This window comes from Limisphaerales bacterium, from assembly GCA_014382585.1.
In the GTDB taxonomy this organism is placed as follows: Bacteria; Verrucomicrobiota; Verrucomicrobiia; order Limisphaerales; family UBA1100; genus JACNJL01.
The window spans coordinates 1-26060 of the sequence record JACNJL010000066.1 but is presented as its reverse complement, the minus strand read 5'-3'; the positions used below and the strand labels follow the sequence as shown (position 1 = coordinate 26060).

At 57.3% G+C, this 26060-nt stretch carries 22 protein-coding genes and 1 pseudogene; 12 read left to right on the top strand and 11 right to left on the bottom strand.

Annotated elements, in window-relative coordinates:
- Positions 1 to 19 precede the first annotated feature (19 nt).
- The 3 genes and pseudogenes from H8E27_15510 to H8E27_15500 all read left to right on the top strand — a co-directional run bounded on the left by H8E27_15510 (position 20) and on the right by H8E27_15500 (position 4883).
- A pseudogene (locus tag H8E27_15510) lies at positions 20 to 1222 on the top strand (DUF1549 domain-containing protein).
- Positions 1223 to 1720: 498 nt separating this feature from the next.
- Positions 1721 to 3310: a DUF1553 domain-containing protein gene (locus H8E27_15505; protein MBC8327026.1), complete on the top strand. Its 1590-nt coding sequence runs from the start codon at positions 1721 to 1723 to the stop codon at positions 3308 to 3310.
- A gap of 115 nt (positions 3311 to 3425) precedes the next feature.
- On the top strand, positions 3426 to 4883 hold the full coding sequence (locus H8E27_15500; protein ID MBC8327025.1) for a DUF1501 domain-containing protein: 1458 nt from the start codon (positions 3426 to 3428) through the stop codon (positions 4881 to 4883).
- Here H8E27_15500 and H8E27_15495 read toward each other — a convergent pair.
- Positions 4875 to 5219: a Rieske 2Fe-2S domain-containing protein gene (locus H8E27_15495; GenBank protein ID MBC8327024.1), complete on the bottom strand. Its 345-nt coding sequence runs from the start codon at positions 5217 to 5219 to the stop codon at positions 4875 to 4877. The genes H8E27_15500 and H8E27_15495 overlap by 9 nt on opposite strands.
- A gap of 121 nt (positions 5220 to 5340) precedes the next feature.
- Between H8E27_15495 and H8E27_15490 the strand changes: the two genes are divergently transcribed.
- From H8E27_15490 to H8E27_15475, 4 genes are all read left to right on the top strand, one after another.
- Complete coding sequence (locus H8E27_15490) at positions 5341 to 6306, top strand: prolyl oligopeptidase family serine peptidase (GenBank protein MBC8327023.1); 966 nt, start codon at positions 5341 to 5343, stop codon at positions 6304 to 6306.
- Complete coding sequence (locus H8E27_15485) at positions 6299 to 7693, top strand: ROK family protein (GenBank protein MBC8327022.1); 1395 nt, start codon at positions 6299 to 6301, stop codon at positions 7691 to 7693. The genes H8E27_15490 and H8E27_15485 overlap by 8 nt, the downstream gene beginning before the upstream one ends.
- A 115-nt stretch (positions 7694 to 7808) precedes the next feature.
- On the top strand, positions 7809 to 8507 hold the full coding sequence (locus tag H8E27_15480) for a DUF1080 domain-containing protein (GenBank protein MBC8327021.1): 699 nt from the start codon (positions 7809 to 7811) through the stop codon (positions 8505 to 8507).
- Positions 8507 to 9139, top strand: coding sequence for a DUF1080 domain-containing protein (locus H8E27_15475; protein MBC8327020.1), 633 nt, complete (start codon positions 8507 to 8509; stop codon positions 9137 to 9139). The genes H8E27_15480 and H8E27_15475 overlap by 1 nt, the downstream gene beginning before the upstream one ends.
- Positions 9140 to 9161: 22 nt before the next feature.
- Here H8E27_15475 and H8E27_15470 read toward each other — a convergent pair whose 3' ends face one another.
- Together H8E27_15470 and H8E27_15465 are read right to left on the bottom strand one after the other, a co-directional pair.
- Positions 9162 to 10517: a TAXI family TRAP transporter solute-binding subunit gene (locus H8E27_15470; GenBank protein ID MBC8327019.1), complete on the bottom strand. Its 1356-nt coding sequence runs from the start codon at positions 10515 to 10517 to the stop codon at positions 9162 to 9164.
- Between the two features lie 10 nt (positions 10518 to 10527).
- On the bottom strand, positions 10528 to 11664 hold the full coding sequence (locus H8E27_15465) for a prepilin-type N-terminal cleavage/methylation domain-containing protein (GenBank protein MBC8327018.1): 1137 nt from the start codon (positions 11662 to 11664) through the stop codon (positions 10528 to 10530).
- Between the two features lie 130 nt (positions 11665 to 11794).
- On the opposite strand from H8E27_15465, the gene hemB reads away from it, so the two are divergent.
- Together hemB and H8E27_15455 are read left to right on the top strand one after the other, a co-directional pair.
- Complete coding sequence (gene hemB, locus H8E27_15460; GenBank protein MBC8327017.1) at positions 11795 to 12811, top strand: porphobilinogen synthase; 1017 nt, start codon at positions 11795 to 11797, stop codon at positions 12809 to 12811.
- Positions 12808 to 14253: a hypothetical protein gene (locus tag H8E27_15455; GenBank protein ID MBC8327016.1), complete on the top strand. Its 1446-nt coding sequence runs from the start codon at positions 12808 to 12810 to the stop codon at positions 14251 to 14253. Before hemB ends, H8E27_15455 begins: the two co-directional genes overlap by 4 nt.
- On the opposite strand, the gene H8E27_15450 is transcribed toward H8E27_15455, so the two are convergent.
- Both H8E27_15450 and H8E27_15445 read right to left on the bottom strand, forming a co-directional pair.
- Positions 14172 to 15284: a mechanosensitive ion channel family protein gene (locus H8E27_15450; protein ID MBC8327015.1), complete on the bottom strand. Its 1113-nt coding sequence runs from the start codon at positions 15282 to 15284 to the stop codon at positions 14172 to 14174. The genes H8E27_15455 and H8E27_15450 overlap by 82 nt on opposite strands.
- Positions 15285 to 15308: 24 nt before the next feature.
- Positions 15309 to 16253 (bottom strand): SEL1-like repeat protein, encoded by a 945-nt coding sequence (locus H8E27_15445; GenBank protein MBC8327014.1) that lies wholly within the window; start codon positions 16251 to 16253, stop codon positions 15309 to 15311.
- Positions 16254 to 16332: 79 nt separating this feature from the next.
- Between H8E27_15445 and H8E27_15440 the strand changes: the two genes are divergently transcribed.
- Positions 16333 to 17235 carry a hypothetical protein gene (locus H8E27_15440; protein MBC8327013.1) on the top strand — a complete coding sequence of 301 codons (903 nt, stop codon included), beginning with the start codon at positions 16333 to 16335 and terminating at the stop codon, positions 17233 to 17235.
- Between the two features lie 121 nt (positions 17236 to 17356).
- Positions 17357 to 19153 carry an AI-2E family transporter gene (locus H8E27_15435; protein ID MBC8327012.1) on the top strand — a complete coding sequence of 599 codons (1797 nt, stop codon included), beginning with the start codon at positions 17357 to 17359 and terminating at the stop codon, positions 19151 to 19153.
- A 119-nt stretch (positions 19154 to 19272) separates the two neighbouring features.
- Here the strand turns inward: H8E27_15435 and H8E27_15430 are convergent, their stop codons facing one another.
- The 6 genes from H8E27_15430 to H8E27_15405 all read right to left on the bottom strand — a co-directional run bounded on the left by H8E27_15430 (position 19273) and on the right by H8E27_15405 (position 24166).
- On the bottom strand, positions 19273 to 20460 hold the full coding sequence (locus H8E27_15430; protein MBC8327011.1) for a PQQ-binding-like beta-propeller repeat protein: 1188 nt from the start codon (positions 20458 to 20460) through the stop codon (positions 19273 to 19275).
- 4 nt (positions 20461 to 20464) lie between these two features.
- Positions 20465 to 21646 (bottom strand): hypothetical protein, encoded by a 1182-nt coding sequence (locus tag H8E27_15425; protein ID MBC8327010.1) that lies wholly within the window; start codon positions 21644 to 21646, stop codon positions 20465 to 20467.
- Between the two features lie 61 nt (positions 21647 to 21707).
- Entirely contained in the window at positions 21708 to 22247 is a 540-nt protein-coding gene (locus tag H8E27_15420; protein MBC8327009.1) for a hypothetical protein, read from the bottom strand.
- 2 nt (positions 22248 to 22249) lie between these two features.
- The gene (locus tag H8E27_15415; protein ID MBC8327008.1) at positions 22250 to 22882 is read right to left on the bottom strand and encodes a sigma-70 family RNA polymerase sigma factor; all 633 of its coding nucleotides are present in this window, start codon (positions 22880 to 22882) and stop codon (positions 22250 to 22252) included.
- A gap of 14 nt (positions 22883 to 22896) precedes the next feature.
- A complete protein-coding gene (locus H8E27_15410) occupies positions 22897 to 23892 on the bottom strand; it encodes a hypothetical protein (protein MBC8327007.1) in 996 nt (331 codons plus the stop codon).
- 106 nt (positions 23893 to 23998) lie between these two features.
- Positions 23999 to 24166, bottom strand: a complete 168-nt coding sequence (locus tag H8E27_15405) for a hypothetical protein (protein ID MBC8327006.1) — start codon at positions 24164 to 24166, stop codon at positions 23999 to 24001.
- Positions 24167 to 24337: 171 nt separating this feature from the next.
- Here H8E27_15405 and H8E27_15400 point away from each other — a divergent pair.
- A partial coding sequence (locus H8E27_15400; GenBank protein MBC8327005.1) for a protein kinase occupies positions 24338 to 26060 on the top strand: 1723 nt, incomplete at its 3' end.

Below are 26060 nucleotides of genomic sequence, written 5' to 3'. Positions count from 1 at the left end.
CCAGATCATTCACTCAACCATGAATCATTCTTGTGCTGACCCTGTCCAATCTTTACAGCGACTATTTTTGGGCGCAGACTATTCTTTTGCGGTGAAAAAAATTCCAATCATTTTGAGTGTGTGTTTGTTCGCCACGGTTTCGTTAAGAGCCGCGCCGGCTCCGGTTTCGTTTAACCGCGATGTGCGGGTGATTCTGTCGGAGAATTGTTATACGTGTCACGGGCCGGATGCGAAGGCGCGGAAGGCAAAGCTGCGGCTGGATGTGCGCGCGGAGGCGGTGAAGGAACGCAAGGGCGGCGCGTTTGCGATTGTGCCGGGGGATGTGGCGGAGAGCGAATTGGTGTATCGGATTTTGGCTGACGACGCGGATGAAGTGATGCCGCCGCCGGAATCGAAAATGAAATTGTCGGCGGCGCAAAAGGCGACGCTCAAACAATGGGTGGCCGAAGGCGCAGAGTACGAACCGCACTGGGCGTACGTGCGGCCCAAGCGCGCGGCGTTGCCGAAAGTGAAGGACGCAAAGTGGAGCCGCAATGCGGTGGACCGGTTCATTCTCGCAGCACTCGATCAGCGCGGCTGGAAGCCATCTGCCGAGGCGGACAAGTTTACAATCATTCGGCGCCTGGCGCTGGATCTCACGGGACTGCCGCCCACGCCGGCGGAGGTGAAAGCGTTCATCGCCGACAAATCGCCCGATGCTTACTCCAAGCTCGTCGACCGACTTTTGGCCAAGCCGACTTACGGCGAGCATTGGGCACGGCAGTGGCTGGACCTCGCACGTTATGCCGACAGCGCGGGCTACGCCGACGATCCGCCGCGCACGATTTGGGCGTATCGCGATTGGGTCATCCGCGCCATCAACCGCAATCAGCCGTTCGACCAATTCACGCGCGACCAACTCGCGGGCGATTTACTTCCCGCACCCACACCCGATCAACTTATCGCCACCGCGTTCCATCGCAACACGCAAACCAACAGCGAAGGCGGCACGGACGATGAGGAGTTTCGCAACGTGGCGGTGGTCGACCGCGTGAACACCACGATGGCCACGTGGATGGGCACCACCCTCGCCTGCGCCCAATGCCACGATCACAAGTACGACCCGCTGAGCCAAAAGGAATATTTTGAGATGTTTGCCATTTTCAATAACTCCGAGGACAGCGACAAGCGCAACGAGGCGCCGATTATTAGTGTCTTCAGTGACGAACAGAAAAAGAAACGGACCGATACCGAGGCGCGCGTGGCTGTGCTGGAAAAGGAATTGAGCCAGTTAAAGGGCACGGCGCTGGATGGTTTCGAGGCGTGGGCCAAGGCGTTTGAGCAACATGTGCCGGTGAAGCGGTTGCGGATCAAGCGTGAGAAGAACGTACTCTCCGTGCAGTTGCCGGGCCGGAAACAGGATGCCCTGCAGGTGGCGGGCGTGGATCCAGCGCGCGTGACGCTGAAGCTGCGGCCGCGCGGCAAGCAGGATTTGAAGGGCCGCTTCGTGCGCGTCACCAATGTGGGCAAGGGTGTGTTTCTGCATCTGGCCGAGGTGCAGGTTTTTAGTAACGGCGAAAACGTGGCGCCCAAGGGCAAGGCCAAGCAGAGCAGCACGGATTTCGGCGGGCCGGCCCAATACGGAAACGACGGCAACACCAGCGGCGATTTTGCGAAGAAGACAGTCACCCACACCGGCCAGGAAAACAACCCGTGGTGGGAGGTGGATCTCGGCAAGGAACTGCCCATCGAGAAGCTCGCGCTCTGGAACCGCACTGGTTCCGGTCTGGCCGAGCGCTTGAAGGTGCACCGCGTGGAGGTGTTGGACGCCAACCGGAAGGTGGTGTGGAAACAGGAATCCAACAAGGTCTTCAAAATCAACGTGGACTACGCGCTCGACGGCGCGCGGCTGTTGCCCTTCGTGCCGGTGCCCAACACCTTCGTGCCGGGCCTGCTGCAATTCCCGACGCCGTTTACGGCGAATGACGGCGATGGGGTGGAGGTGATCGTCAAGAATCTCAAGGCCACAGAAGACGTGATCATCTCCATCGTGGCCGGTGCCACGCCGAAGCTGGACGCGGCCCTGCCCAAGGACGTGCACGGCCTCCTCAGCACGCCGGCGGCCAAGCGCAATGACGGGCAGGTGAAGCGGCTCAAGGATTATTACGCCGCCAACAACCCCAAGACGCTCGCCAAGGCAAAAGAGCTGGACACGGCCAGGAAACAATTCGCCGGCATGAAAGGCACCACCACCGTGCCCGTGATGCGCGAGCTGGCCAAGGGCCGCGAAACGCATATTCAAGTGCGTGGAAATTATCAAGTGAAAGAAGGGCGCGTGACCGAGGGCGTGCCGGCGGTGTTTGCGGTGCCAGCGGTTGACAAAAAAATCAACCGGCTCACGCTGTCGAAATGGTTGATGGACGAGCGGAATCCGCTGACTGCCCGCGTGATTGCCAATCGATACTGGGAATCGATTTTTGGCACCGGCATCGTGCGCACGAGCGAGGAATTTGGCTCGCAAGGCGAACTGCCCACGCATCCGGAATTGCTCGATTGGCTGGCCACAGAATTGGTGCGGCTTAAGTGGGATACAAAAGCGTTTGTGAAACTGCTTGTCACCAGCGCGGCGTATCGGCAATCCGCCCGCACCACGCCCGCGCATATTGAAAACGATCCCGCCAATCGTTTTTACGCGCGCGGCCCGCGGCTGCGGTTATCCGCCGAAATGATTCGCGACCAAGCGCTCGCCGTGAGCGGATTGCTCAGCACCAAAATGTACGGCGCGCCGGTGAAACCGTACCAACCCAACCTCGGCATTAAGGCGGCGTTCGGCAGCGGCATCGACTGGAAGACCAGCGCCGGCGAAGACAAATATCGCCGCGGTTTATACACGAACTGGCGTCGCACCAACCCGTACCCCTCGATGGCCGCCTTCGATGCGCCCAATCGAAACGTGTGCACCGTGCGCCGAGTGCCTACCAACACGCCGCTGCAGGCGTTGGTGACGATGAACGACCCCGTCTACATCGAGGCCGCGCAGGCGCTCGCCCGGCGGATGGTGAAGGAAGGTGGCTCCACGCCACACGAGCGCGTGGCATTTGGGCTGAAAATTTGCCTAAGCCGCGAACCCAAGCGCGCGGAAGTGGCGCGGCTCGTCACGCTTTACACCGTGTTAAGCGCTGATTACCAAAAAGACCCCGCCGCCGCCAAGCTAATGGCTACCGACCCACTCGGGCCGTTGCCCGCCGAAATGAAGGCGGAGGAGCTTGCCGCGTGGACGATCGTGGGCAATGTGATTTTGAATTTGGATGAGATGTTTATGAAACGTTAAACGAACGGACTCGCAGGCTCGTCCCTCCAAGCGCAACCCATGGAGGGACGAGCCTGCGAATCCGGAAACCGACGACAGGATTTATTTTTTAATTTTGCTGAACTAAAATCAACCGATGAACTTACAACACGAACAACTGCAACACCACACGCGGCGGCAATTTTTGGGCGAGGCCGGCATGGGGTTGGGCGCGGCGGCGTTTGCGTCGTTGATGAATGCTGGCGCCGCGCGGGCCGATGTGGCGTTCGATCCTTCGCAGCCGTTGCGGGCGCGCAAGCCGCATTTTGCGCCCAAGGCGAAGAGTGTGATTTATTTGCATATGACCGGTTCGCCTCCGGGTTTGGATTTGTTTGATTACAAACCGGAATTGGTGAAGCGCGAGGGGCAGAATTGTCCGGATGAATTTTTAAAGGGGCGGCGGTTTGCCTTCACCTCGGGCGTCCCGAAGCTGATGGGCACGCCGCACAAATTCGCGCAACACGGCCAAGGCGGCGCGTGGCTGAGCGACGCGCTTCCGGAGTTGGCCAAACAGGCGGATGACATCGCGTTCATCAACTCGATGACGACGGATCAGTTTAATCACGCCCCGGCGGAGTTGCTGCTGTACACTGGGAGCGCACGCGAGGGCCGGCCGAGCATGGGGTCGTGGGTAACGTACGGACTGGGCAGCGAAAACCAAAACCTGCCAGGATTCGTAGCGCTGATTTCCAGCGGCGTGCAACCCAATGGCGGCAAGAATTCTTTTGGCAACGGATTTTTGCCGAGCGTGTTTCAGGGCGTGCAGTGTCGCTCGAAGGGCGATCCGGTTCTTTACGTTTCCAATCCCAAAGGCATGAGCCGCGAGCTGCGCCGCAAGAGCCTCGATGCGCTCAATGATTTGAATCGCATTCAAGCCGCGGAACTCGGCAGCCCCGAGACGCTCACGCGCATCGCGCAATACGAGATGGCGTTTCGCATGCAGGCGAGCGTGCCGGAGGTGATGGATATTTCCAAGGAGCCCAAGCACATCCTCGATGCTTACGACGCCAAGCCCGGCGCGGGCAGTTTGGCCAACAACATTTTGCTCGCGCGGCGGCTGGTGGAAAAAGGTGTGCGCTTTGTGCACCTCTTCGATTGGGGCTGGGATTTCCACGGCACCGGCGCGGGGACCGGCCTCGGCGAGGGTCTGCGTAACAAATGCAAAACAATGGATAAGCCCATCGCCGCGTTGATTAAGGACCTCAAGCAGCGGGGGCTCTTTGATGACACGCTCATCGTGTGGGGCGGCGAGTTCGGCCGCACGCCCTTCCGCGAAGGGCGCACGGCCAAAAGCAAGGTGCTCGGGCGCGATCATTATCCGGATGTGTACACCCAATGGATGGCCGGCGGCGGCGTGAAAGGCGGTATCACCCACGGCGCCAGCGACGAGCTTGGCTTCAAAATCGCCGAAGACAAAGTGCACGTCCACGACCTCCAAGCCACGATTCTCCACCAACTCGGTTTCGACCACGAACGATTATTCTACCGATTCCAAGGCCGCAAATATCGGCTGACTGATGTGCACGGTAAAGTGGTGAAGGGCGTGTTAGCTTGATTCTTCTTTAAACCAAACCGCGCCGTCCTCCTCAACAATTTCCAGCGCAAACAAACTGGCCCCGGCGCAGGGACCGCGCGTGCAGAGGCCGGTGTCGGGTTCATAAACGGCGCCGTGGGTTTGGCAGATGAGGGTTTTGCCCTTGGAATCGAAGAAGCGGTTGTCGCCGTAGTCGAGCGTGATGGGGATGTGACGGCAGGTGTTTTCGTACGCAAAGAGTTTGCCTTTGAAACGGCCGACGAAGCCTTCCTGCGGGCGGTCATCGCGCGTGAAGGAAAACGTGATTGTTTTCCCTTCCTCGATTTCTTCCGATGCTGCAATGCGAATGCGCGTCACGACGGGATGATAATGGGAAGTGATGAAGGACGGAAGCTCATTGGTGGGAACGTGCGTAGCATGTCCCTGCCGTTCCGCCGATTTTTCTTTTGCCTCAGGTTGGGCGTGCCACACTGGGCGCATGAGAACTGCTTTCGTTTTATTGTTGTATGCCGTTTCGGTTTCCGCCGCGCCGAAGGGCTGGCCGCAGGAGATTCGGGAAATTAACTATCTCAGCAAGGCCGATAACACAAAGCAGCCCGCGCTGTTTTATGCGCCCACCGTGCGGGGCGAGCCTCGGCCGTTGTTGGTGGGGCTGCATTCGTGGTCGAGCAACTATCGGCAGAATAATTCGCTCTACGGCAAATGGTGTATTGAGAAGAAATGGAATTTTATCCACCCGAATTTTCGCGGGCCGAATCGCAGGCGGGAGGCGACGGGATCGGAATTAGTGGTCAAAGATATCCTTAGCGCGGTGGAGTTTGCCAAGAAAAACGGGGCGGTGGATGAAACACGGGTTTATTTGCTGGGTGCCTCGGGTGGTGGTTATGCGGCGTTGTTGATGGCGGGGCGGGCGCCGGAAGTTTGGGCGGGTGTGTCGGCGTGGGTGCCGATATTGGATTTAGCCCAGTGGCACGCGCAAACGTCAAAACGCAAATTGAAATATGCGCGCGAAATCGAAACATCCATCGGCGGCAAACCCGTGCCGGGATCGGAAGCAGCGGCGGAAGCTATGAAACGCTCGCCGGTCACTTATCTCGCACACGCGAGGGGGGTGGCGCTGGACATCAACGCGGGGATCGACGATGGCCATACCGGAAGCGTGCCGATTAGTCACACGCTGGACGCGTTTAATTTGGTGGCGGCGGTGAAGGATCGATTGAGCGCGAAACAGATTTCTGAATTCACTCGCACGGCTAAAGTGCCCGCTTCGCTCGAATATGCGTTGCCGACCGATAAAACGTATGGCGCAAAGCGCGTGCTTTTCCGGCGGCATTCCGGCTCGGCACGGGTGACCATTTTTCAGGGCGGCCACGAAATCATCCCGTCCGCAGCCTTGCAATGGCTGGCAAAACAACAGAGGATGCGCACCCCAAAAAATGAGTAGTTCTAATTTATTGCCCGAACCGAAGTTTGTTCCTGAATTGCACCCCACCTTTCGCCCGGCGGTGCTGGTGAATCGTGCCTTTGAAGCGGCGGCCCGCGATAGTGGCGCGGCGGCAGAGGTTGGCATCGCGCTGGAGCAGGCGGATGGATCGGTATTTCATTCACGGACGGTGTTGTTTTCCGAGGACCACACGTTGGCGGGAAATAATTTTCGGCATCTGGAGCGGTTGGTGAAATTTTTGCTGTGGCAACGGGGCGGTTGGCGGATTCATTTATGCGGCGCGGAAAGTTATGTGGCGCGGTTGCAGGAATATTATCGGACGAATGCGTTTGGCAAATTTGATGACGATGTCATTGGCGTCAAAAACAATGGGCGCGCAATTGAAGTGTTGGGGTGCACGGAATTGCCTGCGGAGAAATCCGGTGCCCGTCCGATTGGAAGACACCTGGATGGTTGCCGGATTGGGTTTGATCTCGGCGGCAGTGATCGCAAGGCGGCGGCGGTGATTGATGGTGAGGTGAAGTTCAGCGAAGAAATTGTTTGGGATCCCTATTTCGAGCCGAACCCGGATTATCATTACGAAGGCATTATGGATTCGCTCAAGCGCGCGGCGGAGCATTTGCCCCGGGTAGATGCCATCGGCGGAAGTGCGGCGGGTTGCTACTCGCACAATCGCGTGACATGGGCCTCGCTCTTTCGCGGCGTGAGTCCGGAGGATTTTGAGGCGAAAGTGCGCGGCATGTTTTTGCGCATCGCAGAGGAATGGAATGCGCCGTTGGAAGTCATTAACGACGGCGAAGTGACGGCGCTGGCGGGCTCAATGGCGATTGGCAAAAACGGCGTGCTCGGCATCGCGATGGGCACGAGTCAGGGTGGCGGCTACATTGACATGGACGGCAACCTCACCCCGTGGCTCAGCGAGCTGGCGTTCGCGCCGATTGATTTGCATCCGGAAGCGCCGGCCGACGAATGGAGTGGCGATCTCGGATGCGGCGCGCAGTATTTTTCGCAACAAGCGGTGGGCCGTTTGCTGCCCGCTTCGGGCATCGAGTACGACGCCGGCTTGAGCTTGCCCGAGCAATTAAAAAAAGTGCAGGCAGCGATGGACACGGGCGATGAACGCGCGCTGAAAATTTACGATGCCATCGGCATTTACCTCGGCTATTCACTGGCGCATTACGCGGAGTTTTATGATTTCGAGTATGTGCTGCTGCTTGGTCGCGTGACTTCCGGCCCGGGCGGGGAGCATATCATCGCGCGTTCCAAGGAAGTGATGGCGGCGGAATTCCCCGAGTTGGCAGAGCGTATCAAGTTTCATATCCCCGATGAGATGGAAAAGCGCCACGGGCAGGCAATCGCAGCGGCAAGTTTGCCGAAGATCGGGTGATGGCAGGGCCGCCTCTCCGGGGTTGGCCAAGGCGCGCCCGGAGAGCACGCCCTACCTTCGCGCTTGCAATCATTCGTGGGCGGGGCATCATCGGCGTTTCTAAACATTTAATCTTATGAAAATCATTCGACTCATCCCGGTTTTACTCATTGCAGCATTCACCGTTTCGGCGGGAGAACTCAACCATCCGCCCAAGGGCTTCAAGGCGCTTTTTAATGGCAAAAACCTCACCGGCTGGTGGGGGGCCAGGACGGAGGATCCGGCCAAGTGGATGGCGCTGGACAAGAAAGCGTTTGCCGATAAAAAGGCGAAGAGCATCAAGGACATTCATCAGCATTGGAGCGTGAAGCACGGCATCCTCATCAACGACGGCCACGGGATGTACCTGACCACAGAGAAAAACTACGGCAACTTTGAGTTGTGGGTGGATTACAAAACCGTGGCAAAGGCTGATAGTGGGATTTACTTGCGTGGCGTCCCGCAGGTTCAAATTTGGGATTACACGGATGAAAAAAAATTCAACATCGGCGGCGATAAAGGCTCGGGCGGTCTCTGGAATAACAGCAAAGGCGCGAAGGGCAAAGATCCGCTGGTGCTGGCGGACAAACCATTTGGCCAGTGGAATAGCTTCCGCATTCGGTTGGTGGGCGAAAAGGTCACCGTGCATCTCAATGGCAAACTGGTGGTGGACAACGCGCGTATGGAGAATTATTTCAACCGCAAAGGCGGCCTGCCCAAGCGCGGCCCCATTCAACTACAAACCCACGGCGGCGAAATTTCGTGGCGCAACATTTACATCAAGGAACTGAATTAATGAAAAAACAATTCATTGCACTCACATTGTTGTTGGCCCTCGGTGCGGATGCCGGCGAGAAGGGTTTTAAACAAATCTTTAACGGCGAGGATCTCACCGGTTGGGCGGGACCCGTTCAGAATTATCAAGCCGTGGATGGTACGCTGCGGTGCAAGCCCGGCAAGGGGGGCACGGTTTACACGAAGGAAGTGTACGGAGATTTCGTGGTGCGGTTTGAATTCCTGTTGCCAGAAGGCGGGAACAATGGCCTGGCCATTCGTTATCCCGGGCAGGGCGATACGGCTTATGTGGGAATGTGCGAATTGCAGATTCTTGACAACACCTCGCCGAAATATGCCAAGCTGCATCCGGCGCAATATCACGGTTCGGCTTATGGGATGTTTCCCGCCAAGCGCGGATTCCTGAAAAAGCCCGGTGAATGGAATGTGCAGGAAGTGACCGTGAAAGGCTCCACCATCAATGTGGTGCTCAATGGCGAAATTATTCTCGACTGTGATTTGAGCAAAGCGGAAAAGACGATGGCGCCTCTCGCCAAATACAAAGGTCGCACCCGCACCGAAGGCCACTTCGGCTTCGCCGGCCACGGCGCGGCGGTGGCGTTTCGCAATGTGCGGATCAAGCGGCTGGACTGAATCCGGTGAACATCAATTGCGCTCAGGCGTCCTTTTCGGAGGACGCCTGAATTTTTTCGCGCAGGCGCACCAGCATCGACTCGCAGCCGTTGAGCATGTTTTGGTAAATGATGTATGACTCGTCAGCAGCGAGTTTTTCTTTCACCAATTCGGCCAAGGCGCGCTGGCGGATTTTTAATAGTTGAGTTTCAAGTTTGTTGATCTCCTCCAAATCCGTGCCGTCGTGTAGGCGATTGATGACTTTGTCGATCTCCTCATAATAGGTGTCGATGCGATTCTTTCGCCGTTGCAGAAACCATCGTTGGGCCCAGATGATCACACTCCACAGGATCAATATCAGGGTGAGGATGAAGCTCATAATCTCAACGTATTTTTCAAAAAAACCGGGATCGGTGCGCTGGAAATAATGTTCCGCCCCGGGATGCAGCGGAAATTGCAGGTGCGTGGTGGAGGTTTGTTCATCAAGGCTGCTGAAGGTGGAATGTTTTTGAGATAAGGCGGCACGATGCCCATAAAGTGTGCGAGTAATGAGTTCGGCGATTTCATTGGGCAAACTCGGATGGCACGCGAGTACGGCTTTCACACCTACAGTGCCGATGGGTTGAATCGGTTGGCCGGGATAGGCCAGCAACGGAATGGTATGGGCAGAGGCATTCGGGTAATGTACGCGAAATCCATCGACCAAAGCGCGCGCTTCATCGTTTGCATCACCCAGATTATTTGGGGAAATTGAAGTGGAATGCGTGAGGGGGATCAGCGGGGTGAGGCGTACTTGGCCGGATTGCAGGGCGCTTTTGAAGGCGTCATTATCAAGTCCGGAGAGGAAGAGGAGTGCGTGCACGTTCCCGGCAATGAGTTGGCTGGTGGCTTCTTTGAGCGGGAGGTTTACCAGAGTGAGTTGGCTTTCGTTAAAACCGGCAAAGCGAAGAAACTCGCGTGTGAATTTTTCCGAACCACTGCCTTTGGGGCCGAGGGCAACGGTTTTGCCAACGAGATCGCGAAGGGAACCAATGCCCGCTTCGCGGTGGCACAGGAAGTGCAGCAATTCGGGATGTATAGCGGTGAGGCTGCGCACGTGCGCGCCGGCTTGGGTATCGTTTTGCAGGAGGGCGAGGTGGATGGTTTGTTTGCGCAACCGATTAGCGTTGTCGAGGCTTCCAGTGGTTTCCACCAGTTGAATGCGAAGGTGCGGGTGGGCCTGTTGTACCTCGTCAGCAATGGCTTGGCCCAACTCGTGGTATAGCCCGCCGCGTTGGCCGGTGGCAAAAATGAGGGTCGTCTCATCCGGGGTAAACCAATGTCGCGCTGTCAAGCCCACGGCCAGAACGATCAACAGACCCACGGCGATGAGCCGGTTACGAATGGACTCGGTTCCCATACTCAGTCAACTATTGGCCTCTAGCCCAGGCAACGTAGGGGGTGACGGGGCCGCGGGTGTAGCCGGTGCGGCGGCGTATTTCTTTACCGGTTTCGCCGTTGAGGATGATTTGGGTGGGGAAATTTTGCACGCCAAAGCTGGCTTTGAGTTGGTCATTTTCCCGTTCCGTGTCGGGGTTTACGCCGCGGTTGATTGGGAAATCACAAATATGAATCACCAATCCTTCCGAAGCGAAGGCTGTCCAAAGACGATGATTTAGCACGGTTTTTTCTAACGCCATACAAGGGGGGCACCAATCTGAGCCGGTGAACAGCAGGTATACATTTTTGTTTTCTTCCTTAGCGCGGGCGAGTGAAGCGGTGAGGCCGCTCAAGACTTTTTCGGTTTGGTCGGTTTTGCCATAGCCATGCAGCACGCGGGTGCTGGCTTTGCCAAGGGTGACCCCGCCGATGGATTCAATGTGCGGCTTAACCACCATGCCGGCGCTGCTGAGGTCGCCGTCATTGCACAGTTTGGCGCTGCCATCGGCCATAACCATCTGGCCTTGCCCGGCGAAGAGGCTGGTCATGGCGGTGGGCGGTGGGTTGCCTTGATCATCCTCCTCATCGCTTCCGGCCCAGTGGGCGGTGACGAGATCCTGCGAGGAAAGATTGCGTGTGGCGGCCAGTACTGTGGTTGGGCGACCAATGTCGCCACCTTGGATAAAGACGTAACTGAGTGCGTTGTTGGGGATCGGCCGGCCATCACGGGTGTTGTAGCTTTTCCAATCCATAACCGCTTGTTCGTTGGCGGCTTCGCGGGTGGCATCGCAGGGGGACCATAAAATTTTTGCGGTGACCACATCGCGTTTAAGGTCGCGGGTTCCGTAAACCGAACCGGGATCAGGCGAGAAATTTCCGCCGAAATGGTTGGCTTGTCCGCTGGGGGTGAGCTGCCACGGTAGCCGGTCATCGTTATCGAGTGCGAACATGATCAGTGCCTTGCCTTGTTGGCTGAGGTTGCTCATACATTGAATGCGTTTGGCCTTGGCCATGGCGCGGGCGAGGGTGGGGAGCAGCATACTGGCGAGGATGCCAATGATGGCAATGACGACGAGCATCTCAATTAGGGTGAAGCCTTTGGGCTTGGGCGCTCGAAGTTTGATCATAAGAAAAAGATACCTCGAAAGGGACGGTTTAGCAAGAGTTACACAAGAAAACGCCTTGAAATTAAGGCGTTTATTAAGTAGCTTCCCAGCCACCAAAGGAGTTGAGCTTGTGCCCGCAATTTAATTTATAATGGCTGACGCCGACCATAATTTAGTTCACCGCCCGCGCCGTCTACGGCGTAATGCGGCCACACGCGCGCTGTTGCAGGAGACGCGGGTGACGGTGGATGATTTGATTTGGCCGCTTTTTGTGAAGGACGGCGCGGGCGAGGCTGAGCCCGTGCCTTCGATGCCCGGGGTGCTGCGGCATTCGATTGCGGGTTTGGTGGAGGAATGCCGTGAGGCGAGCGAGGCGGGCATCAACGCGGTGGCGTTGTTTCCGGTGACGCCCGCGGAATTGAAAAATGATTCCGGCGACGAAGCGTTGAATCCCGATTGTCTTGTACTGCGTGCGGTGCGCGAATTGAAAAGAGCGCTGCCGGATTTATTGGTGATCACCGATGTGGCGCTGGATCCGTACACCACTCACGGTCACGATGGCGTGCTGGACGCCGAAGGCACGGACGTGGACAACGACGCCACGGTGGACATCCTCGCCAAAATGGCCGTGGCCCACGCGGAGTTCGGTGTGGATTGGGTGGCACCTTCGGATATGATGGACGGTCGCGTGGGGGCCATCCGCGCGGCGTTGGATGCCGCTGGCCACACAGGCGTTTCCATTCTCGCGTATTCTGCAAAATACGCCTCGGCGTTTTACGGGCCCTTCCGCGATGCCGTCGGCAGCCAATCGGCCACCGACGGAGCGTATCTCGACAAACGCACGTATCAACTTAACTCCGCCAACTCGCGCGAGAGTATGGTGGAAGCCGCGCTGGATATTGCAGAGGGCGCGGATATTTTGATGGTGAAACCCGCCGGAGCGTATCTCGATATTCTTTGCCGGTTGCGCCAAATGACGGACTTGCCATTGGCGGCGTATCAAGTTTCCGGCGAGTACGCACAAATTCACGCGGCCGCTGAGCGGGGTTGGCTGGACCTCACTGCCACGCGCGATGAATCGCTGCTGGCCATCAAGCGCGCGGGTGCGGATCTCATCCTTACTTATTTCGCAAAGGAAATTGCCCTCGAAATCGCAATAAGCAAATGAGCGATGCGCCGACAGACATCGCGGTGCTCGAGGCGTTTGATTTTTCCAGTTGCCCGGGCGTTTCATTTGGCGAAGCCAACCGCACCCCGTGGCGCACAGACATTCCCTACGCGCAAGGTCTACGCCGCGCGCTGGCGCATTTGCAGGAAATGGAACCGGACCTCCCGCACGCCGATTGGCGGCACGGGGTGTATCGGTTTCAAATCGATCTGTTGCAGCGCGGTTATTTGCAATCCTTCCATCTCGAGACCGGTCGGGCCATCACCACGCGCTGTTCGCTCCCGGCCCATGGCGATACGGTTTTGAATCCGGTGTTCTATCGCTTCGACGAGCCGGAGGAGCATTATTTAATCATCGGTTTTCATCCACCGCGCTTGGTGGGTTTTTATTTTCCCAAACGCAAACAGGTGGTGAGCATTATGAACCACGCGCACCCGGTGCTGGCGCAAGGCTGGGAACCGGCGCGGCTGGCGATGAGCTGCCGCATGCTTCAGGAATTAATGCACGGACGCGAGGCAGACGTGGCCGCCTACTGCGCGGATGAAGCGAATCATCGGCTGGTGCTCACACAATCGTTTCATCCCAACGCCGGTCACCAACTGCGCGAGGAATTTCCGATGCTGTGGAAGCTCTTTAGCCAAAACAACGCCGCTGCGGCGGTGTTAACAGGGCCATTCGATGTCCTCGGCTTGTCACAACAATTGCCTGCGGAAATAGCGCGCGAAGACATTTCACTGGATGAATCGGAAGTGCCGTGGGCGGTCACGTTTTTTGATGCGGTGCTGGAGCGAGCCTTGTTGGTGGGCCGCATGGGCTGCAGCTCGCACATGCCCGCGGAGATGCAGGCAGCGTTGCAGCAAGGCTTTCGGCAGCGACATCCGGCCGAGTACGCGCAAATGCGGGCGGAGCTGCGCGATCGTTGGCCGGTGGTGTGGCTCACACTGCGCGCGCACAATCGCAAGTGGGTGGACGAAGGGGCGCACTTGAGCCGGTTAGTCGAGGCGGTTACCGAAAAATATCCGCGCGCGGCATTCATCATAGACGGCATGGGCGATGTGCGCGGGAGCGCGGATGAAATTTTGCAAACCGATGCGCGCATTATCGATGCAGTGGGGCGTTCATTCACTGAGGCGCTGGCGTGCTTCAGCCTGTGCGACAGTTACGTAATGCCGTACAGCAATTCCTGCGCGTTGCATATGGTGGATCCGCGCCCCGGCGTGGTGCACGGGTTGAAAGGCTGGATTCCGGATGAACCTTTTGAGCCGGCGAACACGGAGGAGAAAGTGCTCGCCCGCGTGGTGCACGGCGAGAAGCATCCCACCGGTAACGAATCGTACGATGCGTGGGTGACTACCTGCGACTACGATTTATCCGGCGACTTGGTGCGCTCCACACTGCTCGAAGTGCTGGCCAAATTGCCGGAGCGTGATTCCACTCTGTGAGTGGTGGGCGTGCTGATGTCGAGGCCGAATTTTTCCTGTAATTCATAAGCGGCGAGATTGACCGCGTCGCGCACGGCCAGTAATTTTTCCGGGGTGTTTAATACATAACCCAATCGCCAGCGCGCGGCGTGGTCGCCATTTTCTTTGAGGGCGATGTGGGTGTCCTGATTTGCATCCATGCCTTCGCCAGCGGTAGCGGCTTGTTGGTGCACGGCTTGCAAAAAGTCGTGCACGGTTGTCACGGGCGTGCCGTAGGCAATTTTAAAATCGACATAATCCTTGAAGGGCCCGCCGGTGTTTTGTTTGTAAAGATCTACTCGGTGGGTGAGCAAAAAAGCGTTGGGCAGCATCATGTCGTGGCCGTGCACGAGATCGCGCACGTGGGTTTGGCGCGCGCGGATATCAAGTACAATGCCGAGCACGTCCTCGGCGGGGATAGCAATCACATCACCGCGTTCGATCCGTTCGCTGCTGATGAGCAAGATGCCGCTGAGAAAATCGCGCATCCAATAATCTTTGGTGATGAACACCAGCAACGCGAGGAATCCGAGTACGCCGGTGGTTTGCAGGGAACTGGTGAGTCCCCACACGTTGACCAGCACGACCACCGCACCCACCAGAATAATAAAGTGCGCCAGCAATTCCAGCGTGCGTGAGGTGGCGGTTTCCACCCGGCGGGTAAATCCCATCACGGGGGTTGCCTTCCCGTATCTTTTGAGCAACAGGACTTCGGCCAGATTGGTGACGAGGTAGGCGCACAGCAGCGTGAGGCAGGTTTGGCTGATTTGCTCGGCGGGGAATCGCGTGCTGTGGATGGCGACTGAAAGGATGAAGGTGATGAACACGATTAGATTAAACCCGTGCAAAATTCGCAGGCGCGAATTCATCCGCGCCTCTTCCTGAATGGCGCCGTAACGTGAGGCGATGTTTTTGGAAAAAAGATAGACGAGAATGTTCACTGCAAATGTGAACCACTCGATGACTTCGACTGCCGAGAGGCGTGGCAGGATGTGTACGTTCCAAAAGTCCATTGTCTTCAGGCGAGCGCGCCGCGTTTATTTCTCGCGCTTGGCCACGAAGGTCTCAACCAGTTGTTTGGCGCGGGTAACATCTGCCGCAGGCATTGTGCCCTCCAGCCGATCCGTGGCGGTTTCCATATTTTTTTCGGTCTCCTTCAGCATCTCGTCATGCTTCACTTTTGCGGCCCATTCCTTATCAGATAATTCCTTTTTAAACCGCGCCTTGGTTGAGGGTGTCATTTGATATTCCTTGGCGTTGCGTTTTGCGAGGGTAAACCATTTGTACGCCAACGTGAGGTCGCGTGAGGTGCCCTGTCCTTTCAAATGAAGTTGGGCCAGATTTTGCTGCGCCGGACCGAAACCCTGATTAGCGGAGCGGCTGTACCAGTGTACGGCCCCCGAGAAATCCGGCGTATCCAGCACCGTGCCGCTCGCGGTGCCTTTTTCCAGCAAATAGCCTAGCGCAAACTGTGCATCCGCGAGCCCGGCTTTGGCGGCGCGCGTGTGCCATTCCGCCGCGAGCGCGTGGTCTTTTTTAACCCCCTTGCCTTGTTCGTAGAGCATCCCCAAATTAAACTGTGCGATGCGTGCGCCGGGGATGGTGATTTCTTCACCGCCCTTAATTCGGTTCATATCCACTTCCGGATTGGCCTCGCGAATCAGTTCCAGCGGGATGCCAAACCGGTCGTTGACTTGCCACCGCGATTCACCGCTTTTCACCGTGTAATTTGTTTCTGTGCCCGCCAACATAAACCACTGTGCGGCCTTCACGGAGTCTTGCGGATATTTCTTGTTGTTCCCTTCCAGAAAAATATTCCCCCATTCAATCTGGCTGGGACGATGCCCCGACGCGGCATCCTTTACGCGGTTACCGTCGTAGTCCGGTTTCTTGCAGCCCCACGCGCTCGAAAGCACCGCCACCAGCAGCACCAAATTCGCTGAATTCCTTTTTTTTGAATTCCATTTACCCCTCGTCATCATATCGCCACCTTACGGGAACAACCGCTGCACCGCAAGTTTTCCCCTTGCCCGTCGCTCCGCCCGCCCGCATTCTTTTTTCATGATGAAGAAACTCGTTACCTGCCTCGCTGTGCTGTTCCTTCCCGGCTGCATTGAATTTGAAAAACAAACCCTCGTCTTTCGCCATTATCCCAAGGCCGATACCCTCGTCATTTGGCAACACTACGAAGGCATCTACGGCGAAGACCAAGAGCACGGCCTCAGCGAATCTGAACGCGAACAACTCCACTCCATAGTCAATGGCCAACGCACATTTTTCTTTGCCAATTGGGCCTTTGAATTTAACGCCAAAGACATCGACAGATATATTCAGGAGGCCGAAGCCGCACTGCAGGCGGGCATCGAACCCAAGGCCAAAGCGGAGCAGGCGCGTCAACTTTTGGGCTTGGCCAAACTCATTCAAAAAAGTGTCACCGTCAAAAACGGCCCATTTTATCTCAATGAGAAAAGGCAACTCTCCGCCACGCAACAAGTCACCGTTCGCAATGCGGCAAAAATAATTCGTGAAACCAATACCCTGATCCGCGGCCAGATTTTGAATGGAAACGGTCCGTTCGGCGACTTGGAAGAAGGTGACCCTAACATTGAATTACTCGAAAAATCGGCTCACGACAAAATGAAATATCTCACGCTCGAAGGTCAGCAGTTGCGATTTCGATTACCAATGACCCAAGATGCTTACCGCGAATTGGATGCGAATGATATTCAAGTTTTTCAGAATGCAGGCATCACCTTTGAGCACAAAGATAATTTGCTCATCGTCACTGCCGGCAAAGTGAAGGCAAAAGAAACTGCCACCACCGTCAAACTGCCGGAAGTCGCATACCAGCCGAATGCCACGGGCGCGGTTTCTGGGCGTTACGGTCTTGCGAAGGATTTCAATCCCGCCAAGGCGCGCGCCAAATTTCTCAAGGACAGCGATGCGCGATATTTGAAACAATAACGGGATCAAATCTCTCCTGTGAATAATGCGCCCTTGTTTGAGTGAGTCCGGCGCTTAAGCTGCGTCCAAGGAGGTTGGGATGGAGACACCGTCGTTTTTTTCGCGGGCCACCGGTACGCTGGTGAACCCGCTATCCAAAGCAGTCGATTCCGTGCGCGAAGTCATCGCGCATCACGCGGGCGATCCGGATGAAAAATTGTTGCTGCAAAATATGCTGCAACTTTTTGTCGTCGTGCTGCGCGCCGATGGCACGGTGTCGTCCACCGAACAACAGGCCGTGGCCACGTTGGTGCGCGATGTGTATGGCGAAGCGGCCGCCGGACAGCTCCAGCAAATGCTGGCCGAAGACAAGGAACCCGATCTCGCCGCCGTGTGCGCAGGATTGGATTCGTTGACGGCTGAGGAAAAGGAAATCCTCCTGCGCGCTCTGTTCACCGCCGCCTTTGCTGACAACCAATACGCCAAGGCCGAGGAAGACTGTATGCACCGCATCGCGCGCGCGTTGGGCATCCCCGAGGAAACCTTCCAGCGCGAGGAAGCCGCCGCGTTGGAGCAGCACAACCGCCGGATGAAGCTCGTGCGCAGCAGCACCGGCCTCATTGCATCGGTGGTGGTCATCGGCATTTTTATTCTCACCGCTACTTTTTTGAAGGCGGTTTTGTTCGGGCTTATTCTGGCGTATTTTTTCCTGCCGTTGCAGCAGCGTTACACGCGCAGTTTTTTGGAAAATGGAATCCTCGCTAAGCTCTTCGGTTTGGCGAATTGTTTACTCGTGAAACCCTTTGCGTGGGTGATGGGCACGGTGAGTGGCATCTTCCGGAAAAGCAAAAAGATCAAGCCTAAACCGGAGACGGAAGATGAGCGCGTTCAAGTGGCTATTGGTCGCGCGTGCCATGCCACAGTGCTCTCGGTGGTGTTGGCGCTATTGCTCATTGTGGGAGGTTTGGTGGTGGTGACGATTAGCGTGAAGCCCAAGGAAATTGACGCCGACAAAGCCCGCACCCAACTCGCGGGGCTCGTGGGCAAAGCCACCGGTGTGCCGCTCATCGGCGATGCGGCCAAGGAACTCAAAACCACCCTCGACGACCCGAAAGCATTTGAAAATCTAAAAGAGAAATTTATGAGTGGCTCCGGCGAAAGTGCCGGCGAAAAAAAATCCGTGATGAGCAGCACCGGCAAAGCCTTGGCCGCCGCGGCCTCCATCCTTGGCACGATTGGAAATTTTTTACTCAACACGCTGCTGGCGATTTTCTTCTTCTCATTTTTCCTCGGCAAAATGGCCGCGTACCATCGCCGCCACAGTGCTGACAGCGCCGACACCAAAGAAGGCGATTACCTCGTGCAAAGCCTTTTCGAAACCTCGTGGCTGCCCACCACCAGCGAGGAAACCCTCCGCAGCGCCGCCGAAGTCATCAATGAAGTTTTCTTCAAACTCAAAACCTGGGTGCGCGGTTATCTGTGGATCATCATCATCGAAACCGCAATTTACATTTCCGTTTTTCTGTTGCTCGGTGTGCCCTACGCCGTGCCGCTCGGGATGGTGGCGGGCCTCACCGTGCTGCTGCCTTTCCTCGGGCCGCTGGTTAGCGTGGTGCTTACTATCGGCGTTTGCGTCATCACCGGCCATGCGGATCTCACGCTGCTCGGGCTTGTCGGAGCCACGTACGTGACGATGAATTTGATTGTTGAACAACTCTTCCTTTATCCCGCATTCGTCGGCGAAGCGCTGGGCCTCAATATTTTGGAGACACTCATCGTGGTATTATTAGGCGGCCTCTTCGCCGGTCTTGCCGGAATGATCTTCGCCGTCCCCGTGGCGAGCGTGTTGAAATTTCTGATCCCGCGCCTCTACCAAAGCTTTTTCCAATCCGACGAATTGGAATTGCCGGGAAGAGCCGAACCGGCCGGCGGCGATTAGGTAGGGCATTCTAATGTAGCCCGGCCCGGTGGGCCGGGTCCCGGGCCACCGGCCCGGGCTACAATTCGTTGGCGGGCGGTTGCCCTTCGGGCCAATTGCTACTCGCTACCCCCTATTCCCTACTCACTAATTTTATAAATCTTCGCATTGCTCCGCACATAAATCGCGCCGCCGCCTACGGCGGGGCTGCCGAGGATTTGGTCGTCGAGATTGAGGGTGCCGGTGATTTCGCCTTCTTTGCCTCGGGTGTCCACGATCTGCAAGAGGCCTGCTTCATTGACACAATATAGATGGGTGGCGGTGGCCACGTGGGTTGCACTGAATGGACCTTTTAATCGTGTTTGCCAAAGGCGTTCACCGGTCTTGAGGTTTCCCGCCGTAAGCACACCGGCGTTGTTGGTGGTAAAGACCTTGTCACCCAATACCACGGGGCTTCCGGTGCCGGGCGAAAGGCGTCGGCTTTGCCAGAGTTCTTTAGGCGTGTTTTCGGCATCGGCCTCATTGAGCTCTAGCGCGGTGATGCCGTGGGAGGGGATATACAGCACGCCGCCGTGCAGGGTGCTGGAGGGGATGGTGGATGCGCCGCCGTCGTAGCTCCACGCCTTGCTGCCGTCGGCGGCGCGGATGGCGTCGATGCCGTTTTTGGATTGCAGCCCAATGAGGGTGTTGGTGAGGCGCACGGGCGAGGTCCAATTGGCGGCCTTGGGGCGGTTGAGTTTCCAGAGGTTGATGCCGGTTCGTTGATTGAGGGCAAGCGTGTAGGATTCGCTGTCATTTTCCACTTGCACGATGACGGCGCTGCCAATGAGCAATGGCGAACTGCTCATGCCGAGGCTGTTGCTGACGTTGGCGTAATCGGCGGTGAGGCCGCGCAGCCATTGGAGGTTGCCATCGAGGTCGAGGCAAATGACGTCGTTGGAGGAAAACACGGCGAAGATTTTGTTGCCGTCACTGCACGGGGTGGGCGCGGCCACGCTGGTTTTGCCGTGGCACATTGTGCGGCCGGTGGCCCAAAATTGCCGATGCCAAATGAGGCTGCCGTCCTTGGCGTTCAGCGCAAGAATGTGCAGCCGGTTTTGGGTGATGCCGCTGCTGCAGGTGATGATGATTTTTTCGCCGATCACCAACGCGCCGGACAAGCCGCGGCCGGGAAGCGGGATGCTCCACTTGAGGTTTTTTTCATTTAACGTGACCGGTAAATTTTGTTCCGTGGTGACGCCGTTGCCTTGGGGGCCGCGGAATTGTTTCCAATCCGCAGCGGTGGCTTGAAGAGTGAGGGTGAGGGTGAGTGCGATGAAGTGTTTCATAAAACTATTTGCGGGGTTTGCGAGTGGGATTGGCGGGTTGATTGTTGTCAGTGCCGGTTTTGGGCGTGGGCGGCCGGTCGGCGGCAAGGATGGCTGTGCCGGTGGCGTCGCACACTCGGAGTTGGAATTGCCATTCTTTGGTCCAATCCTGTTCCTGTTCGTTTTGGCAGAGTTTGACGAGCAGCGTGTTGCGGCCTTTGGTGAGTTGGACGTTTAGTTTGTATTGATCGATGCGCATGCCGCGGTGGTATTCGTCACGTCCGAAGATGAGCTTGCCGTTGTGCCAAATCTTCCAGGCGTTTTTGCAGCCGAGCCGTAGCTCCACCGCGCGCGCGTCGGCGGTGTGGTACTCGGTGTAGGCGTAGGCGGTTACTTCCTTCAACCCATCGCCGGGGCCGGGATAGGCTTTGTTGATGTCCACCATTCCGTATTCGTTTGCGGTGACGAATGGGCTCCATTTCACTTTGTCGGTTTTGCCATCGTAGTTGGCGGTGAGGTCAATTTTATGTTCGGGGGGGAAAATTTTTGCAAAGCCTGTGCGATCCGTGTTGTCGAAAGGGCCGATGACGGTCCACTGCATCAGAAAACCAAAATGGTGTGGGAGATCAACCTTCTGTCCGAGCGCGCGGAGGGCGGTGGTGATGGTTTTGATTTGGTCGATGTCGCGTGCAGCATCGAGGGCTTTGCGATATTGCTTTTGGGCGAGGTCGGGTTTGTTGATTTTTTTCAGGTTCGCGCCTTCGTCCATCACGCGTTGGACGGCGTCGCGCCGCAGCTCCACGCTGGGGTCGTTGAGTAATCCCGGGATGAGCTTGGCGGCAAGTTTTGGGTTGGCATTTTTGATTAGCTCATAAGCCAGCCGCCGCGCGCGCGGGTCGTGTTTTTGATTGGCGATAAATTTCATCAACTCCATTTGCGGCAAATCTTTGGAGCGACCCGCAATAGTGTCCACAGCGGCGCGGAGCCAGTTTGCCGCAAGCGGGTTGGTGCCATCCATCGCGGCGAGGATTTGTGGCAGCTTAGCGGGCTCGGCTTGGGCGAGGGATTGCCACGCTTGTGCGGCGGCGGCGTTGCCTTTGCCTTCGGGGCCAACGGCGCGGATGGTTTTGAGGGAATCGGAAATGTCGGCGGCATTTGCGGCGCAACAAATCACGAGGGCGATTAAGTGCGTGGAGAGGAATCTCATCCGCCGAGAGTAAGCGGCGCGGCGGATTTTTGCAAAGCGCGAAGTGCGGGTTAAATGTAGCTTACTTGCTGGAGGCGAGTTTGTAGCCGACGATATCGCCGAGGTATTTGCCGGCGGACTTGAGATCGTTTTGGAGATGTTGCAACTCGCGATTATAAGGTGCGGCAATTTGGCTCGGTACATTTTGGAGTGCGGCCTGCAGATTCATCGTGGGCATCGCGGGCATCGCTGCCGGTGCTTCGGCCATGGGAGGGTTGGGGCTCGGCTGGGGCGTGGGCTGCGGATCGGTTTGCAAAATGCCGGCCATCGCAATGGCGGCCACGATGGCGACGGGCGCCCAGGCGGCGATGCCCCAGCGGACGGGGAGTGGCGCAGATTGTTCGTCGCGCAGGGCGTTCATCACGCGGTGGCGGAGAAAGGCGGGCGCGTTGGGCACGGGTAGTTGCGCGGATTGTTCAAGGCGGTTGACGATGGCGCGTTGTTGTTCGTGATGAAGGCGGCAATCGGCGCAGCGGGCCACGTGGGCTTTGGTGCGGGGGGCGAGTATATCGCCTTCGTCAAGTGCGCGGTCGATATTCCAGCGTTGTAAAAAGCAAAACATAATTAGCAGGGGTTCAGAATGGTCATTGGAGTGCGCAGTGATTTCAGTTCATTTGCGCTTGTGGCGGAGACCTCGGCATCCGCCTCGGCTTCGAGTGCGCGGGCGAGGGTTTTGCGGGTGCGATGGAGCATCACTTTCACGGAAGTGTTTGTGCGTTCGAGCGCGGTGGCGATTTCGGCGATGCTGAGTTGGTCGCGATAGCGCATCCATAGCATATCGTAGGCCTCGTCTTTGAGCGTTTCGCGGGCGACGCGCCAAAGAGTGGCCTGTTCCTCGGTGCGGTGGTATTCGTCGGCAGGGGTATCGGTTTCCACCAGTACGGATTCGGCGGCTTCGAGTTCGCAAAGGGTGACTTTGCCGTGCTTGCGATAATGGCTGATGACGAGTCGGCGGGCGATGGTGTAAAGCCACGTAGCGAAGCTGGCTTCGGATCGATAGAGATGGAGTTTTTGCCAGGCGGTAATGAGTGATTTCTGGGCCATATCTTCGGCGTCCTCGCGGCTGGGCAATTTTTGGCAGAGGAAGTGGAACAGCCGCGATTCGTGGCGACGCACTAATTCCTCAAACGCATCGAGCGAGCCGTCTTGGGCGTCGCGGGCGAGTTGCTGGTCGTTGATGGCCGGGGTGTCTGCCATTGATTACGGACAGGTTAGCGGTCTTGCTTTTTTTTCTTTTGCGGGCCGCCTTGGATTCCAAATTTCAATTCCACTTTGCCGGGTTGATCATCTGTTCGTTTTTGAACATTCAACTTCAGTTGCTCCAGCAGTTTGTCCACGGGAAAGGCCAGGTCTACCTGCACCACATTATTGGCGCGGGCGATCTTGAGGTTTTTCAGCATTGCGGCGAAGGTCATCGCCTCGGGGTTTTCGGTAGTGGCCAATTGAATCTGCCCCATCGCCAGCAGGCCCTGCAGCATTTGCTGGATTTGGAGGCCCGCTTCCGCATCGGCGGAATTCAGATGGAGATGGGCTATGATATTGTTGTTCTGCTCCCCCAAGCGAAACCCAATGCTCTGCACCTTAAACGCCTGCGCCTCGGGCGGGATGGGGAGGTCTTTCACGTTCACCCCGCCGGCGAGGAAGTAGCTGCCTTTGTTGAGTTTTAACCCGCCGAGTTGTTTGGGTTGCAGCGCGGGCGCTTTACCCTTGAGCACGTTGAGCGCCTGCACGAGCCGTTGCTTTGAGCTCCCCATCGCGATGAGGCCTTCGTTAACGATCGTGCCAAAGTGCGTTTCCTGCGTCTCCCCTTTGCCATCGCGCCACGTGAGAATCTCGTGGCCGGCTTCGCTCAGTCGCTTGAATCCACTTTTCCACTTTAATGCGGCCAGCAAGGGTGCCTTTTTGAATTTGCCTTGTAAGAGCAGGGCCCATTGCTTTTGACCATCGCCTTGTCCGAAAAGCGTCGCGCTATCCAAATCTTTGCGAAAATCAAATTGCAGCAGCTTGGCCAGTTGATCCAGTTCCGGTCCGGCTTGCTTCGCCTGTTTGAGCGTGAACTGGCCCAGCTTTGTCTTCTTAAATCCGCCCACGTCCAAATGTAAAAACCAATGCACGCCGGCCGGCACTTGTTTGGTGTCAAACTCTCCCGCCCACGCGCCTCCCGCCCCGCTGGCGCTCATCAGGAACATTAATAGATACGTTTTCATTGTGATGCGTCGTTTGGGCAATGGGCCCGTTTATGCACAGTTATTCCCGAATACGCACGGAGCGGCGTTTGGTTACAAGCCTGTGAATATGCCACCCCCCGTCGGGTCAACCGCGGTTACCCAGTTTGGCCTCCAGCGCGGCGACTTTTGCCTTGAGTGTCTTCAAGTCTTCATCGCGCTGCTCAAAGGCGCTGGCGGTCATTTCGCTCATCTGCGCCAGCGCATCGGCCAGTTGCAGCAATTGTTCCTCGATCTGCTCGTTGGTCAAGCTCATGGGCGCAGTGGAGCATAAAGGACTGGAAAGGGGAAGGATTTTGGGGTTTACGCATTGATCATTAGGGTTTGGCCCTTCCCCAGTCATTAACCCTTGCCCCTGCTCCGTTCAATGATACTTGTCAATTGATAGTTGATAGTTGACCATTCCCCCGTGTCCGGCTCCAACCCAATGCCCTCCAGTTCCTCCAGCGACCTCACGTTGGTGGTGGAGAGCGAATCGGGCACCGCGGAGGAATTTTTTGCGCAAGTCGCCCTCAGCATCGGTCGGGCCAAGTCCAATACCATCCACATCGACCACCCCGATGTGGATCGCATTCACGCGAAGGTGGTGAAGCGGGGGGATGCCTATTGGCTGCGGGCGGAGCCACCGGCCAAGTTGCCGTTGTTGGATCCGGAACCGGGGGAGGTGGAGGAAACCGAATTGTTTCCGGGGCTATCGTTGGTGTTGGGCGGGGTGACCCTTCGGTGCCGTCGGCGCGTGAGCGGGATGGGTGCGTTGAGCGATGATTACTGGGCCGATGCCGCGGGCGGGGAACGGTTCAAAGTGGAGCACGCCTCGTTTAATGGCGATTTGCCGAAGAAGATTGGGCCGTATGAAATCCGGAAGTTTGTCGCGCGCGGCGGGATGGGCATCGTGTTGCAGGGCATCCACGAGGACACCGCGCAACCCGCCGCCGTGAAGCTGCCCACGCCGGACTTGAACAAGGATCACCAATGGCTCAAGCGCTTTGAGCAGGAGGTACGGACGCTCAAAAGCGTGGTGCATCCCAACCTCGTGCGCTTGCAGGATGCGGGCACCGAGGGCGAGCTGCATTGGATGGCGATGGATTGGGTGGAAGGCTGGACGGTGGGCGAACGACTGACTGTTTACAAAAACGCCAGCGAGCCGATGCCCTTACAGGAAATCCAGCTCGTGCTCAAGCAAGTGGTCGAAGGGCTCGTCAATTTACACGCGCACGGCATCGTGCATCGCGACCTCAAGCCCGGGAATTTATTGGTGGGTCAGGATGGCGGGGTGAAGGTGGCCGACTTTGGGTTGGCCAAGCAAGTCGGCGGCGAGCAAAGTACCGTGCTCACCCGCACCGGCACCTTTGCCGGCACGATGCATTATATGGCGCCGGAACAGGCCGAGGGGATGGAGATCACTGCCGCCACGGATGTGTTTGCCTTGGGCGTTATTTGGCACGAGCTACTCACCAGTCGCCGCCCCGGACGACGCTTGAAAATCCAGACCCAACGCCCCGACTGCCCGCCCGCGTGGGCAGCCCTCATCGAGCAATGCCTGGAGGACGAACCCGCTGACCGGCCCGCGCTCAATCAAATCAAACAGGCGCTGGAAGTGGAGAGCTTTGCCACGCCTGTGGCGGAGGCGGAAGTTGTTGAAACGGACTCGCAGGCTCGTCCCTCCAATGACAGCCCAACCGACGAACCGGCTCCTTGGAGGGACGAGCCCGCGAGTCCGCCCGTGCAGCCGGAAGTGCAACGAATTCCAGCCAAGCCACCCGAAAAAACCAAGCCCGCCGCCCCTTCCCCCCGCGCCCAGCGGCAACCTCAACAGGAAAGGGCCCGGAAGAGGGAGAGTCATTCGACTTCACAGCACGCGACCGCCCAGCCCGAACCTGAAAAATCTGGCGGGATGCTCAAGTGGGTGGCTGCTGTGGCCGCTGTGGTCGCTGTGGCCGCTGTGGCGGTGGTGACGAAGGACAAGGAGCCCACTCCTCCCAAATTCTTCACCAACACGCTCGGCATGAAGTTTGTGCCGGTTCAGGGGACAGAGGTGCAGTTTTGCATTTGGGAGACACGGGTGAAGGATTACGCGGCGTATGCGGCGGCGAATGCGGGGGTGGACGAGAGTTGGAAGAAGCCTGAGGAATTGGCACTTGGCATTAGCT